The 12,792-nt window shown below is 70.0% G+C and carries 14 protein-coding genes; 11 read left to right on the top strand and 3 right to left on the bottom strand.

Features of this window, described 5'->3' with window-relative positions:
- Positions 1-331: 331 nt before the first annotated feature.
- Positions 332-895: a copper chaperone PCu(A)C domain-containing protein gene (locus tag ABIB25_RS27370; protein WP_502919914.1), complete on the bottom strand. Its 564-nt coding sequence runs from the start codon at positions 893-895 to the stop codon at positions 332-334.
- A gap of 436 nt (positions 896-1,331) precedes the next feature.
- On the opposite strand from ABIB25_RS27370, the gene ABIB25_RS27365 reads away from it, so the two are divergent.
- The 3 genes from ABIB25_RS27365 (at position 1,332) to proC (ending at position 3,916) form a co-directional block, all read left to right on the top strand.
- Positions 1,332-1,814 (top strand): CarD family transcriptional regulator, encoded by a 483-nt coding sequence (locus tag ABIB25_RS27365; protein ID WP_090476199.1) that lies wholly within the window; start codon positions 1,332-1,334, stop codon positions 1,812-1,814.
- 123 nt (positions 1,815-1,937) lie between these two features.
- Positions 1,938-3,062 (top strand): 2-C-methyl-D-erythritol 4-phosphate cytidylyltransferase, encoded by a 1,125-nt coding sequence (gene ispD / locus ABIB25_RS27360; protein WP_354531684.1) that lies wholly within the window; start codon positions 1,938-1,940, stop codon positions 3,060-3,062.
- A 47-nt stretch (positions 3,063-3,109) separates the two neighbouring features.
- Complete coding sequence (gene proC / locus ABIB25_RS27355; protein ID WP_354531683.1) at positions 3,110-3,916, top strand: pyrroline-5-carboxylate reductase; 807 nt, start codon at positions 3,110-3,112, stop codon at positions 3,914-3,916.
- A 96-nt stretch (positions 3,917-4,012) separates the two neighbouring features.
- Here proC and ABIB25_RS27350 read toward each other — a convergent pair whose 3' ends face one another.
- Positions 4,013-4,246, bottom strand: a complete 234-nt coding sequence (locus ABIB25_RS27350; RefSeq protein WP_354531682.1) for a hypothetical protein — start codon at positions 4,244-4,246, stop codon at positions 4,013-4,015.
- A 28-nt stretch (positions 4,247-4,274) separates the two neighbouring features.
- Here ABIB25_RS27350 and ABIB25_RS27345 point away from each other — a divergent pair, with 28 nt between their 5' ends.
- The 7 genes from ABIB25_RS27345 to ABIB25_RS27315 all read left to right on the top strand — a co-directional run bounded on the left by ABIB25_RS27345 (position 4,275) and on the right by ABIB25_RS27315 (position 9,820).
- A complete protein-coding gene (locus ABIB25_RS27345) occupies positions 4,275-4,613 on the top strand; it encodes a COG4315 family predicted lipoprotein (RefSeq protein ID WP_354531681.1) in 339 nt (112 codons plus the stop codon).
- A 179-nt stretch (positions 4,614-4,792) separates the two neighbouring features.
- Positions 4,793-5,017: a helix-turn-helix domain-containing protein gene (locus ABIB25_RS27340; protein WP_354531680.1), complete on the top strand. Its 225-nt coding sequence runs from the start codon at positions 4,793-4,795 to the stop codon at positions 5,015-5,017.
- A 159-nt stretch (positions 5,018-5,176) separates the two neighbouring features.
- Entirely contained in the window at positions 5,177-5,278 is a 102-nt protein-coding gene (locus ABIB25_RS27335; protein ID WP_015746237.1) for a 30S ribosomal protein bS22, read from the top strand.
- 136 nt (positions 5,279-5,414) lie between these two features.
- Positions 5,415-6,602 carry an NAD-dependent epimerase/dehydratase family protein gene (locus tag ABIB25_RS27330; protein WP_354531679.1) on the top strand — a complete coding sequence of 396 codons (1,188 nt, stop codon included), beginning with the start codon at positions 5,415-5,417 and terminating at the stop codon, positions 6,600-6,602.
- Positions 6,599-7,570, top strand: a complete 972-nt coding sequence (locus tag ABIB25_RS27325; protein ID WP_354531678.1) for a lysophospholipid acyltransferase family protein — start codon at positions 6,599-6,601, stop codon at positions 7,568-7,570. The genes ABIB25_RS27330 and ABIB25_RS27325 overlap by 4 nt, the downstream gene beginning before the upstream one ends.
- Before the next feature lie 184 nt (positions 7,571-7,754).
- Positions 7,755-8,309 carry a hypothetical protein gene (locus tag ABIB25_RS27320; RefSeq protein WP_354531677.1) on the top strand — a complete coding sequence of 185 codons (555 nt, stop codon included), beginning with the start codon at positions 7,755-7,757 and terminating at the stop codon, positions 8,307-8,309.
- A 5-nt stretch (positions 8,310-8,314) separates the two neighbouring features.
- Positions 8,315-9,820 (top strand): DUF2510 domain-containing protein, encoded by a 1,506-nt coding sequence (locus tag ABIB25_RS27315; protein ID WP_354531676.1) that lies wholly within the window; start codon positions 8,315-8,317, stop codon positions 9,818-9,820.
- 27 nt (positions 9,821-9,847) lie between these two features.
- On the opposite strand, the gene ABIB25_RS27310 is transcribed toward ABIB25_RS27315, so the two are convergent.
- Positions 9,848-10,789: an HAD family hydrolase gene (locus ABIB25_RS27310; RefSeq protein WP_354531675.1), complete on the bottom strand. Its 942-nt coding sequence runs from the start codon at positions 10,787-10,789 to the stop codon at positions 9,848-9,850.
- A 114-nt stretch (positions 10,790-10,903) separates the two neighbouring features.
- On the opposite strand from ABIB25_RS27310, the gene ABIB25_RS27305 reads away from it, so the two are divergent.
- Positions 10,904-12,757 (top strand): class I adenylate-forming enzyme family protein, encoded by a 1,854-nt coding sequence (locus ABIB25_RS27305; RefSeq protein ID WP_354531674.1) that lies wholly within the window; start codon positions 10,904-10,906, stop codon positions 12,755-12,757.
- Positions 12,758-12,792 lie beyond the last annotated feature (35 nt).

Genomic DNA, 12,792 nt, shown 5'->3' with positions numbered 1-12,792 from the left:
GAAGGCTCGCCGGAGCAGTCGCGGGTGCTGCTGCTGGGTGAGGGTGGCTGCCGACCGGCCCACCACGGCGAATCCCACAGCAGGCCGTCGGTGACGCGGGCCGAAGGCTCGCCGGAGCAGTCGCGGGTGCTGCTGCTGGGTGAGGGTGGCTGCCGACCGGCCCACCACGGCGAATCCCACAGCAGGCCGTCGGTGACAGCGGGCCGAAGGCTCGCCGGAGCTCTACCGACGGACCTGGCAAGGTTTGCACGTACCCAGCAGGGCCCGTGGGCGTTGCCAGGACCAGGCTGCCCTTGCCGGGACGCCGGGACGCCGGCCAGCAGCGTGCGGATCAGCCTCCGGCGGAAGGGGTCACGGCTCCGGAGCTCCCGGCGCCCGAACCCTCGGCGCCCGTCGGTCCGGACTCCCACAGAGTGCCCTCGTGTGCCGGCTGGATGTCGATGGTGGCCCGGCCGCTCGTCCGCTGGTCCGGAACCTCGACGGGCACGTTGACGGTCAGCTTGCCGGCGGAAGCGAAGGTGAAGGTGATCGGAACGGACTCGCCGTAGGTGATGCCGGACGTCAGGCCGGTGAGGGTGATCTTCACGGTGGTTCCGGTGAAGTCCTTCAGGGTCTGGCCCGGGATGGTCGCGGTGCCACTGATCTTGACCGCGGTGGCGGCGGGGGTGGTGATCCCGGTCAGCGTCTCGGCCTGCACGCCGTCGTTGGACACCCACACCTGCAACGCCACATCGGAGCCCTTGGCGTGGTCGGTTCCGTCCGGAGTGGCCAGCAGTGCGTTGCGCACGCCGATGACGCCGACCGTTCCGTTGGCTCCGTCGATGGCCGCGACCTGGTCGGCGGTCTGCGCGATCTGGCCGGCGGCGCACCCGGTGAGGGTGAGGACCGCCGCCATGACCGCCACGCAGGGCACCAGAATACGACGTGGCAGGCGGGCGATGCGGGACACGGCGGTTCCCCTTTGTGGTCGTGAGTGGTGCTGTCGGTTGCTACCGGTACTGCGGTGGTTCATCAGAGCCGTGGTCCATCGGACGCCACGGCCGAACGACGGGCCCCCGTCAGATTAGTCGGCTCCGGACCCGGCGCGCACGAAGGGCCTCGGTCGGGCCGCCCCTGTTGGCCCTCGGTCGGGCTCCATCCGGGCGTGAGCGGCAGCGATCGGGTGGAGGCGCTGTCCCTCCGAACTCCGGAGGTCGAACGCCGAATGCACGCCCGCCCACACTTTGTCAAGACCCGCCCTTCTGTCGACGGATGCCCTGACCTGCGGCAACGAGTCAGGGGTGGGTGCTCGAACGTGTTAAGATGGGCTTATCGAAAGGGGTACCAGACACATGGTTTTCAAGGTCGGCGAAACTGTCGTCTACCCCCATCATGGGGCCGCTCTGATCCAGGCCACCGAAACACGGATCGTCAAGGGTGAGGAGCGTCTCTACCTCGTCCTCAAGGTCGCCCAGGGTGATCTGACGGTCAAGGTTCCCGCGGAGAACGCGGAAATCGTGGGTGTCCGTGATGTGGTCGATCAGACGGGACTGAACAAGGTCTTCGATGTGCTGCGAGCTCCGCACACCGAAGAGCCCACGAACTGGTCGCGTCGTTACAAGGCCAATCTCGAGAAGCTGGCCTCGGGCGACGTCAACAAGGTCGCCGAGGTCGTTCGTGATCTCTGGCGCCGCGACAAGGAACGCGGGCTGTCGGCCGGCGAGAAGCGGATGCTGGCCAAAGCCAGGCAGATCCTCGTCTCCGAGCTGGCCCTGGCCGAGGGCACGAACGAGGACAAGGCCGAGGGCATCCTCGACGAGGTACTTGCTTCCTGATCCGCTGCATCGTCGCAGGGCCCCGGAAGGTGGTGTGCACGTCGGCACCGCCGCCGGGGTTTCTGCGTGCCCGTACTCGATCTCCGCAGCCGCCGGACTTCCGTCGTGCCCGGGGAGGTTTACATGACCGTCGTCGCTCTCGTTCCGGCGGCCGGTCGCGGTGACCGGCTCGGTATCGGCATTCCCAAGGCGTTCGCCATGGTCGGGTCGTCGCCGCTCCTGATGCATGCGGTCCGCCGGTTGCACGAAGCAGGCGTCGACGAGATCGTGGTCGCGGTCGGTCCGGACGAGATCGATGCGGCCGGGGCACTGCTCGGCGATCTTGCTCTCGTCGTCATCGGCGGGTCCGATCGGGTGGCATCCGTGAACGCCGCGCTGCAGCACGCCCGCCCCGATGCCGACGTGATCCTGGTCCACGACGCCGCCCGCGCCTTCGTTCCCGTCTCGGTGATCCAGGCCGTGGTCCAGGCCGTCCGGGACGGCGCGAGGGCCGTCGTCCCGGTACTTCCGGTCAGTGACACCATCCGGACGGTTGCGCCGGGTGCGGTGGTCGATCGCGAGAACCTGCGGGTCGTCCAGACCCCGCAGGGCTTCGATCCCGACACCCTGCGCGCGGCCCATGCCGTCGCCGCCGCCGAACGGATCACTGCGACCGACGACGCCGGGCTGGTCGACCGCCTCGGCCTGCAGGTCGTCCTGGTCGACGGACACAAGTCGGCATTCAAGGTGACCACCCCCGCCGACCTGGAGGAGGCACGTCGTCTGATCCCCGCCGGAGGGCCGCGGGTCGGCAGCGGTGTCGACGTCCATCCCATCGAGCTCGGTCGCCCGTGCTGGGTGGCCGGGCTCGAGTTTCCCGATGACGACGGCTGTGAGGGTCACTCGGACGGCGATGTGGTGTGCCATGCGTTGTGCGATGCCCTGCTGTCGGCCGCCGGGCTGGGCGATCTCGGCAGTGTCTTCGGGACGGCGGATCCACGCTGGTCGGGCGCATCCGGGGTAGCACTCCTCACCGAGGTGGTGAGCCGGGTGCTGGCGGCCGGCTTCTCCGTCGCCAACGCGTCGGTCCAGCTGATCGCCAACACCCCGAAACTCTCCCCGCGCCGGCTGGAGGCGCAAGAGGTGCTGTCGGCCGTCGTCGGTGCGCCGGTCTCCGTGGCAGGGACCACCACGGACGGTCTGGGTCTGACCGGTCGCGGTGAGGGCCGTGCGGCCAGTGCCACGGCTCTGCTGCTCGCTGCCGGCTGATCCGGACCGGGTCACGCCGTCGGGGGAGCATGGCAAGGTTGTCCCTCATGACGACGATTGCGATCCTGGGTGCCGGCAAGATCGGTGAGGCCCTGCTGGCCGGGGTGCTGGCCGCGGGCCGGCCGGCCGCGTCCCTGATGTTCACCGAGAGATACTCGAACCGCGCGTCCGAGTTGAGTCAGCGGTACGGGGTGCGCGGCGTCGAGACCGAGGAGGCCGCGCGCGAGGCCGACGTGCTGGTGGTGGCCGTCAAGCCGCAGGACATCGAGCCGTTGCTGGCCGGCCTGGCCGGTTCGATCACTCCCGGCACGTTGGTGGTGTCGCTCGCCGCAGGGCTGCCGACCAGCCTGTACGAGCGGCATCTGCCGGCGGGGACACCGGTCGTCAGGGTGATGCCGAATACGCCGATGCTGGTGGGGGAGGCGATGAGTGCCATCTCGCCCGGTACGCACGCCACCGCAGAGCATCTGCAGCTGGTCGAGGATCTGCTCTCCTCGGTCGGGAAGGTGGTGCGGGTCCCGGAGAAGCAGCAGGACGCGGTCACCGCGTTGTCCGGGTCGGGTCCGGCCTACTTCTTCTTCCTGGTCGAGGCGATGATCGACGCCGGCATCCTGCTGGGGCTGCCGCGCGACGTCTCGACCCAGCTGATCATCCAGTCCGCGGTCGGTGCGGCCACCATGCTGCGCGACTCGGGGGAGCACCCGGTGGCGCTGCGGGAGGCGGTCACGTCGCCCGGCGGCACCACCATCGCGGCCATCCGCGAGCTGGAGAACCACGCCGTCAGGGCCGCGTTGCTGTCGGCCATCGAAGCCGCCGCGCTGCGCTCCGCCGAGCTGGGCCGTGCCCACGACTGAGGCTCACCTGAACCCTTCGGCGGTCCCCGTCGTGTCCTTGGGAAGAAGGCTCATTCCTGACACGACGAGGAGAAACCCGTTGAACAGCAAGAGATTTCAGACGATGACGGCTGCCCTGATCGCGACCGGCGGGCTGGTCCTGAGCGGCTGCTCCAGCGCCTCGACGACGGCCGCCGCCCCGACATCCGCTGCGACATCTGCTCCGCCGGTCGCGGTGAGCAGTCCGGCGGCGCCCGTCTCCAGTGCCCCGCCCAGCGATCCGGTCTCGAGCGCACCTGCCGCGAGTACGCCGCCCGGGTCCAGCGCCCCGGTCTCGAGCCCGCCGGTCACCACTGCTCCGGCAGGTACCGATCTGAAGGTGGCGACCAGCAAGCTCGGGAAGGTGATCGTCGATGCCAAGGGCATGACGGTCTACTACTTCACGCCGGACACGGCGGGGTCGGGCAAGAGTGCCTGCTCGGGCAAGTGTCTGACGGCGTGGCCGGCGGTGGTGCCGTCGGCGACGGTTCCGACGGCGACGGGTGTCAGTGCGAAGTTGGGTGCGATCACCAGGGATGACGGGACGAAGCAGGCCACCGTCGATGGTCGTCCGGTGTACACGTTCGCCTTCGACAAGGCGCCGGGTGATGTCACCGGCCAGGGTGACAAGGGTGTGTGGTGGGTCATCAGCCCGGACGGTGCGCAGATCGGCGGGTGATTCTCACGCAAACATCATCTTTGATCACAGCGTGTCACGCTCAGAGTTCCGTGAAGGTCGAGTAAAAGCGATCCATCGCTTTAGTCCCACCAGTAACGCTAGAGTGCTCGCAGCACGTGCGTGAGTGTCCACCGGAGGGGAAGCCGGCGGCGCGATTCGTGCTCGGAAGACGGTGCCCCATGGCTGGAGAGCCACAAGACCCTGTCCAACGGGATTCTCCGTTGGCAGAGATGAAGTTCCTGACTGTGGCCGAGGTTGCCGCCGTCATGCGGGTCTCCCGCATGACGGTGTACCGACTCGTCCACTCCGGAGAGGTCCCCGCGGTGCGGGTCGGTCGCTCCTTCCGCGTGCCGGAAAGGGCCGTCCACGAATATCTGCGGACTGCGTACAACGACGTGGGCTGACGCCTGACGAGGTTCTGATCGTTGCCGTCCGGCCGGTAGGATGGGCCCGGGAAAGCCGGGTGGCCCGTCTCGTCCAGTCGGTCGAGACTGCCACCGGCCGTCAATCACTCCACCGGTCGGCGCTGAGCCGCCGGCTCGTCTAGGCAAGAAGGTCTCCACATGGGTTCTGTGATCAAGAAGCGTCGCAAGCGGATGGCGAAGAAGAAGCACCGCAAACTGCTGCGCAAGACTCGGGTCGCCCGTCGCAAGGCCGGCAAGTAGTCACTGTTCCAAGAAGTGCGACCGATGCGCACCGGGCGATCGACATCGAGGCCCGATGGCCCGGCGTCTCGCCTGGTGCGCCTTCGTCTGCGGTAGCTCCCTCCAGCTTCGAGATCCGATCGGCGGCGATCAATCGATGGCAGGTCTGACCGTCCTGATCACGGGGGTCACGCGGTACATCGGCTCGGCCCTGGCCGGCAGACTGGCCGCCCATCCCGACGTGGACCGGGTCATCGGGGTCGACGCAGCCATGCCGGAACCGGCTGCCCGCGCCCGCATGGGTGATGCCGAGTTCGCGAGGGCCGACATCAGGAACCCGCTGATCTCGCGTGTCATCGAGGCAGCGGGTGTCGACACCGTCGTGCACGCCTCGGCGTCGTCGACTCCTTCCGGACCGGCCGCGCGGTCGATGGCCAAGGAGATGAACGTCCTCGGCACCATGCAGCTGCTGGCCGCCTGCCAGCGCAGCGACAGCGTCCGTCACCTGATCGTCCGGTCCACCGCCGACGTCTACGGCGGGTCGTCACGTGATCCCGCCGTCGCCACCGAGGACACCCAGGCCAGGTCGGTGCCGTCGGCCGGCATGGCCAGGGATGCGATCGACATCGAGGGCTACGTCCGCGGCTTCGGCCGGCGGCGTCCCGACGTCCGCGTGGCCGTCCCCAGGTTCGCGGCCATCATCGGCCCGACGGTGCGGACGCCGCTGACCAAGTACCTCTCTGCCAAGCCGTTCGTCCCGATGGTCTTCGGCCACGACTCGCGGCTCCAGCTGGTCCACGAGCTGGATGCCGTCGCGCTGATGGAACACCTGACGCTCGGCGACTTCGCCGGCATCGTCAACGTGGCGGGCGACGGCGCAATGACGGTGGCGCAGGCCATCCACCGGGCCGGCGGCATCCCGCTGCCGATCCCGTCCCAGGCGCTGGACGGCGTCGGCCGGGCCTTCTCGCTGCTCCGTCTCGGCGGCTTCTCGGTCGCCCAGGTCCGGTTGCTGGCTGCCGGTCGGGTGCTGGACACCTCCCGGCTGAGGGGCGAGGTCGGATTCACGCCGCAGTTCACCACCTCCGAGGCCTTCGACGACTTCGTCGCCTCGCTGGTCCCCGCCGTCGACCGCCGGTCCGTCCGCATCGCCGAGACTCGCCTCGCCTCGCTGATCGGGATCACCCCCGAGCCGGAACGTCCCTGGGCGAGCAAGGCGTCACCGGCGAGTCGAGCCGTCGCCGTGGCCGAGATCCCGGATCGCCCGCGCCTGTTCAGCATCGACGGTGAGTCCGGACGGCCCGTGGTGAGCAGGGCCGGCCGGCCGGCCGGGCGAAAACGATGACCGGGAACGGACCGGAGTCCGGCCCGCCGTCCACACCGTCGTCCTCGACCTCTTCTTCGTCCCCCTTCTCTCCCTCCTCGACCGTCGGAACGCCGTCGAACGACCCTCCGGCCGTGGCGGCCGAGACCGGCTGGAAGCACACCGTGGCCGGTTCGCTGGGGTTCCTGCGGCGTCGGTTGACGGGCGACTACGAGATCGACGAATTCGGCTACGACCCGGATTTCAACGAGCACGTGGTGCTGCCCCCGCTCCGACTGCTCTACGAGAAGTGGTTCCGGGTCCAGGCCCTGTCCATCGAGAACGTGCCGGCCACCGGGGGTGTACTCCTGGTGGCCAATCACTCCGGGACGGTGGCCGTCGATGCGCTGATGGCGGCGCTCGCCGTCCACGACCACCACCCGGCCCACCGCCCGCTGCGCATGCTCGGCGCCGACCTCATCTTCGACACCCCGGTGCTCGGCCCGCTGGCACGCCGCGCTGGAAACACGTTGGCCTGCACCGAGGATGCCGAGCGTCTGCTGAACTCGGGCGAGGCCGTCTCGGTGTTCCCGGAGGGTTTCAAGGGCGTCGGCAAGCCGTTCTCGCAGCGGTACAAGCTCCAGCGGTTCGGCCGCGGCGGCTTCGTGTCGGCGGCCATCCGGACGGGGGTGCCGATCGTCCCGTGTGCCATCGTCGGCGCCGAGGAGATCTACCCGATGATCGCCAACCTCAAGCCGCTGGCGAGAGCCCTTGGGCTGCCGTACTTCCCGGTGACCCCGACGTTCCCATTGCTCGGCCCGCTCGGCGCCATCCCACTGCCGAGCAAGTGGCTGATCGAGTTCGGCGAGCCCATCCCGACGGACCACCTGCCGGACGGTGCCGCCGAGGATCCGATGGTCGTGTTCAACCTCGCCGATCGCGTGCGGGAGACGATCCAGCAGGCGCTGTACCGGTTGTTGCTGCGTCGTGGCCACCCGTTCCTGGGCTGAGCGGAACCAGCGCGGGCGCCGGGTCCGAGCAGTGGGCAACGACCGCGAGAGCTGACGGGAACCGATCGGTCAGAGGTGTCGTCCGAGGGCGGTGGGCAGGCCGTCGTCGGCACTGCTTATCCTCACGCCAACGCATGTGAAGTCTCATCCCCCACCCACCCCTGCTGGTCCCCTTGGAGCGCTCATGTCCGATCCCGTGTCCGGTTGGTCCGATTATCTGGATTCCGCCAGCTCGTCCGATGTGGTCACCGAACTCAGCGCCACCGCAGACCTGGCGAGCGACACCTCGGCCGCCGCCGGTGACCTGGCCGACCAGGTGGGTGATCCGGCCGTCGCCGAGGATCTGCAGTCGGTGAGTTCGGAACTGTCCGAGGCCAGTACCTCGTACGACTCGGCGGCCGCCAACGCCGACTGGGCCGACTGGCACAGCGACATCGCCGATTCCGCCGCAGCCGACGCCCAGACGGCCTTGGACTCCGCTGCCGATGCCGCAGCCGCGGGCGACTACAGCGGCGCCCAGTACGAACTGGACCAGGCCGACATCTCCGTGGACACCGCCTCCGACCATGCCGACGCTGCTGCCTCCTACGACGCCAGTGCCACCTCGGACGCTGCCGCCGGCGACGCCTCCACGGCAGCAGCCTCCGTCGACGTGTCCAGCGCGGTCGAGACCTCGAGCTACGACACGGGCTCCAGCTACGACACCAGCTCCAGCTCCGATACCAGCGCGAGCGAGTAGTCACCATGACGATGCCCTCGCCCGACTCGGTCCGCGGACGGGTCGAGCGCACCCTGACCATCCCGCTGGGCCGGGCCCGCGCCGAGCTGGTCAGGGCGATCGGCGAATCCGGGTTCGCCCTGGTCATCGACCAGCTCACCGTGCTCGAGGGCACCAGGGGTTCGGCGCTCGCCGGCGCCAGCGGCAGCGCCGACAAGCTGCCACTGCGGGTGCGCGTCCGGCTGGTGGCGGCTGATCCGGGGTGCTCGGTGTCGATCGAACTGTTCGACCAGTGGAAGCTCCCGGTCCGCCGGCCGGTCGACACCTACCAGGAGCTGCTGGTCAAGATCTTCTCCGCACTCGACCTCGCCCTGCGCCGTGCTGACCCGGGGGCGGCCGAGTTCGTCCCCGTACAACTTCAGAAGCTGGCGCCCGGATCATCGGCCCCGACCGGCCGTGGGCAGGCGATCGCCCGTCTGTCCGGCGCGACGAACCGATATCTGGAGGGCGGCACGCCGGCCACCCAGCGCCGGGAGGGCTGGCGGGACACCGGCTCGCTGGTGATCTCGACCGCGAAGGCGTCTGCAGCCTTCGACATCGAAGCGGCCTACGGGCTCGTCACGGTCGGCACCATGGTCGTCTCCCGGCCGGCGACCATGCCCGCTCCGCTGGTGGCCCAGCTGGGTCTCGTCATCTCCGCTGTGGAGGCGGCGCTGGAACGGGGCGGCAGCACGCTGCCCACGGTCTTCGTCGAACTGGACGACCGCGCGATCCCGGCCGTGGAGTTCCTGACCCAGCAGTCACGGATCCGGGAGAAGGTGGCCATCCGGACCCTGCAGGTGTGCACCACGTGCCGACTGTCGAAGGTGATCAACCCGGACTACACCAAGCTGAAGGCCAAGCGCCACCGGACCAGCATCCTGAGCAACAGCATCGGTGCGGTGATCAGCCCGGCCGGGGTGTCGCCGTTCGTGCTGATCGGCCGGTTGGCCCAGCTCAACCAACTCGACCTCGAGTTCGTCTGCCCGCGGTGCCAGGGCATGCACGCGGAGAGCTCGCTGATCACCTTCTGCCCGCAGTGCGGAGATCAGCGCAACGAGGCTGCGCTCCGTGGCTGCGAGAAGTGCAAATTCGACTTCCGTGCGCTCGGTTCGACCAAGGACATGTGGGCTCCGCCGTTCGCCCGTCCGCCGGTGCTGGTCCCGCCGGTGCTGGTCCCGCCGGCTGACTGGGCGCCGCCGGAATCGGCGCAGCAGTGGGCGCCGCCTGCCGGCGCAATGCCACAGGGGGCGCCACCAGCCGTCCCAATGCCACAGTGGGCTCCACCTGCTGTCCCCGTGCAGCAGTGGGCTCCGCCGGTGGTTCCGGTGCAGCCGTGGGCAGCGCCCGAGCCCGTGCAGCGGGTGCAGACTCCGGGCGGTTGGTTCGCCGACCCGGTCGGCCGGCATCATCTGCGCTGGTGGGACGGGTCGCGGTGGAGCGACCAGGTGCTGGACGACGGGGTGCCGGGCGCGGACCCGATCACGGTCTGATCCTGGGCCGGGCCGTCCCGGAAAACGTCAGCGCATCTTGCGGCGGACGGCGAAGCCGGCGGCGATCATGCCGCCGACCGCGCCGGCCCCGAGCACCGACGGCACGCCGATCTTGGCCGCCTTGCGGCCCGACCGGTAGTCGTGGATCTGCCAGTGACGGCGACGCGCGACGTCCCGCAGCTGACCGTCCGGGTTGACGGCCACCGCCGTCCCGACGACCGAGAGCATCGGGACGTCGTTCACCGAATCCGAGTAAGCAGTGCATCGCCGCAGGTCGAGACCTTCGCGGGCGGCCAGTGCCCGGACCGCGGCTGCCTTGGCCTTGCCGTGCAGCAACTCACCGACGAGCCGGCCGGTGTAGACGCCGTCCTCGTTCTCGGCGACCGTGCCGAGGGCGCCGGTCAGGCCGAGTCGTCGCCCGATGATCTGGGCCAGCTCGACCGGGGTCGCGGTGACCAGCCATACCCGCTGGCCCGCATCGAGGTGTCGGCGAGCCAGTTCCAGTGTGCCCGGGTAGATCTTGTCGGCCATCAGCTCGTCGTAGATCTCCTCGCCGAGCGAGACGATCTGCGCCACACTGCGGCCGGCCACGAAGGACAGAGCCTCCTCGCGCGCGTCCGAAGCATCGTCCAGATCCTCGCCGCTGACCCGGAACTTGACCTGGCGGAAGGCGAACCTCACCAGGTCGCCGGTGGTGAAGAACTTCCGGGCGGCGAGCCCACGGGCGAAGTGGAAGACCGACGCGCCCTGCATCATCGTGTTGTCGACGTCGAAGAATGCCGCGGCCGTCAGATCGGCACCCGGGGTCAGGCGCAGCGGGGTGGGATCGGAATCCTCGGCCTCGGCGTGTTCGGCCTGGTACGCCGCCTCCGCGGACGCCTCGCCGGCCAGTTCGGCGCGTGCGGCAGCCTCGCGACTCCGTCCGGCGCGCCCGAATCTCACTGTGGTCCGCCCTTTCCGGCTCGGCATGGTCGGTTCAGACTAACGTCGGGTGTCGGCGTCTATCGTCGGAGCAGGGCGCCGGGGGCCATGTCGCCGGGGACCCGTCCGAGCACAACCGTCATGAGAGGGCGTCGAGGCGTGATGACGTCAGCCACCACCGGCCGGAACGGCCTTCCCGGCAACGTGTCCGACCTGCTGCGCAGCGCCGCGGCCGGATTCCCGGAACGGCCGGCCCTGATCTTCTCCGGTGGGGTGCGGAGCTGGGCCGAACTCGACCGGGCGGCGGACGTCGGCGCCCACGCCCTGCTGGCCGGCGGACTGGTGGCCTGCGACCGGGTGATCGTGTCGTTGCGGACCGGACCGGACATCATCGCAGCTCTGTTCGCGGTGGTCAGGGCCGGTCTGGTGGCGGTTCCGATCGGTCCCGGCAGGCAGGATCTGGCGGCTGTCGTGCGCAAGGTCACCGCTCGCGGCGCGATCGCAGTCCAGTCGGACGTGCCGGTCGAGGTGGCGGTCGAACCGGATGCCGTCGCGGCCTGGTGGCAGGCAGCGGTTCCACCCGGCCCGCTGAGGCCAACGGGCGGTGAGGACCTCGCGGTGCTGGCCAGGGCGGCGAGCAGCGAGCACCCGGTGATGCTGTCGCACCGGGCGATCCTGGCCGCCGTCGCGGCGATCGTGGCTGCCCCGAGACTCCGTTTGCGGGCCGACGACCGCGCGATCCTGGTGCTCCCCACCTATCACCTGGCCGGCTGGGTGACCGCGTTCCTGCCGCTCTGCGCTGTGGGCGGCGCGGCCGTGGTGCCCGACCCACCGTCCGATCGGACGTCATGGGTGGAGGCGGTCCTCACCACCATCCGATCCCAGCGGGTGACCGTCGTCCCCGGGGCGCCCAGCCTCTACCGCCGGCTGCGGACCGCGGCCGGCGTCGAACGGGCACTGGCCTCCGTCCGGCTGATGACGTCGGGTGCGGCTCCGCTGGATCCCGGAGACTCCTCGGCGATCAGGGCCCTGGTCGGCCAGGGCGTCTGGGAGGGGTACGGGATCTCCGAGTCGGCATCGGTGGTGTCCACCGGCCTGATGGCCACCGCCGCCCGCACCGGCTCCGTCGGGTTGCCCGTCTCCGGTCTGACGCTGCGCATCGTCGGGGACGACGGTGTTGATCTCTACGCCGAACCCGGCGACGACCCGGCCCGGCCGATCACCCCGCCTGGCGAGGACGACCCGGGTGCCGGAGCCGCGGACGGTGGTGAGGTCGGCCGCATCCAGATCGGCGGACCGACGCTCTTCTCCGGGTACTGGCCCGACGGCTCGGGTGGCCCTGATGACGACGGCTGGTTCACCACCGGCGATCTCGGCTACCTCGACGACATCGGCGAGTTGCACCTGGTCGACCGGGCTACGGAGACCATCCGGATCGCCGGGTTCACCGTCTACCCGCGGGAGATCGAGGACGTCCTGATGGGTCATCCCTACGTCCGTGACGCCGCCGTCATCGGGGCTCCGGGCAAGGCCGGCGACGCGGTCGTGGCGATCCTGGTGCCGCTCCGGGGGACCCGTCCGACCCCGTCCGACCTCGAGGAGTTCGTCGCCGCCCGCCTGCCGGTGTTCAAGCGCCCCCGCAGCTACCGGCTGGTGGATCGCCTGCCGCGCAACGAGATCGGCCGGATCGACCGGGACGCGGTCCGGGCGCTGTACCGGGACGGAGACCCCTGGGAGTCGGACCCGGCGGCGGATCGGAAGGCCGAGGAGGCCGCGCGGGTGCTGGCCGAGGCACCCGATGGTCCGGATGCCGGCGAAGATGCCGCCCCTGCCGGGGTGCCGGCCGCCGCAGGGGTGCCTTCCGCCGCAGGTGGTCCGGCCGTATCGGGGGCAGTGACCGCCCCCGACGTCAGGCCGGAGCGGGCCGCTGCGATCGAGGAGCTGGGCACCCGACTGCCCGGCACCGGCGAGCGGCAGCGCCGCGGCGACGAGGACACGGACGATGATCTGTTCTAGCCCGGCCACCACCACCGGTCGGTTCAACGCACAGG

Source organism: Nakamurella sp. UYEF19 (assembly GCF_040546275.1).
Lineage (GTDB): Bacteria > Actinomycetota > Actinomycetes > Mycobacteriales > Nakamurellaceae > Nakamurella.
This window is presented reverse-complemented; position numbering and strand designations above follow the sequence as displayed.